Origin of the sequence: Micromonospora sp. D75 (genome assembly GCF_018070405.1) — a bacterium.
Taxonomy (GTDB): Bacteria; Actinomycetota; Actinomycetes; order Mycobacteriales; family Micromonosporaceae; genus Micromonospora; species Micromonospora chalcea.
In genome coordinates this window covers 1-1076 of sequence record NZ_JAGPXV010001036.1, presented here as the reverse complement: position 1 = coordinate 1076, position 1076 = coordinate 1, and the positions used below count along the sequence as shown (strand labels likewise).

At 75.0% G+C, this 1076-nt stretch carries 1 protein-coding gene; it reads right to left on the bottom strand.

Features of this window, described 5'->3' with window-relative positions:
• Positions 1-1076, bottom strand: a 1076-nt coding sequence (locus KBX39_RS31770) for a polyketide synthase (RefSeq protein ID WP_247660814.1), incomplete at both ends; no start/stop codon positions are given.

The window sequence follows — 1076 nt, the reverse complement described above, 5'->3', positions numbered from 1 at the left end:
GCTTCGCCGCGTACCGCCGGGCGAGTTCACCGAGCGCCTCGGGGGTACGGGCCGAGATGGTCAGCAGCCGGGCCGGGTCCGCCGGGGCGCCTCCGGCGGGCGCGCTGCCGTTGAGGCGGAGGTCGCCGGGCGCGGCGGCCGTTTCGGCGAGGGCGTGCCGGTCGGACCGGGGCGGCTCGGCGAGGACCAGGTGCGCGTTGGTGCCGCCGAAGCCGAACGAGCTGACTCCGGCGACGGCCCGCGCGTACCCGTCCGGCCACGGCTGGCCGGTGTCGGCCACCTGGAGCGCGAGCTGCGCGAACGGGATGTGCGGGTTGGGCTGCCGGTAGTGCAGGGTCGGCGGGATCTGCCGGTGCCGCAGGACCAGCGCGGCCTTGATCAGGCCGGCGATCCCGGCGGCGGCCTCCAGGTGGCCGAGGTTGGACTTGACCGATCCGATGAGCAGGGGCCGCGCCGGATCGCGGTCGGCGCAGACCACGGCGGCGAGCGCCTTGGCCTCGATCGGGTCGCCGAGCAGCGTGCCGGTGCCGTGCGCCTCGACGTAGCCGACCTGTTCCGGCGCCACGCCGGCCCGCTCGTACGCGCTGCGCAGCACCGCCTCCTGGGCGTGCGGGTTCGGCGCCATCAGCCCGTTGGTCCGGCCGTCCTGGTTGACCGCCCCGCCGAGGATCACCCCGTAGATCGGGTCCTGGTCGGCGAGCGCCCGGGACAGCGGCTTGAGGATCACCACGCCGGCGCCCTCGGCGCGGACGTAGCCGTCGGCCCGGGCGTCGAAGGTCTTGCAGCGACCGTCGCCCGCCATCGCGCCGGCCTTGCTGAAGTTGATCGCCAGCGCGGGTGACAGGACCACGTTGACCCCGCCGGCGACGGCCAGCGTGCAGTCTCCCCGGCTCAGGCTGGTGACGGCCTGGTGCACCGCGACCAGCGAGGAGGAGCAGGCGGTGTCGACGGCGATGCTCGGGCCGCGCAGGTCGAACAGGTACGACAGGCGGTTCGCCGCGATGCTGAACGCGTTGCCGGTGCCGGTGTACGCGTCGACGCGGTCGAGGTCGGCGAGGGTGAGCTGGGCGTAGTCG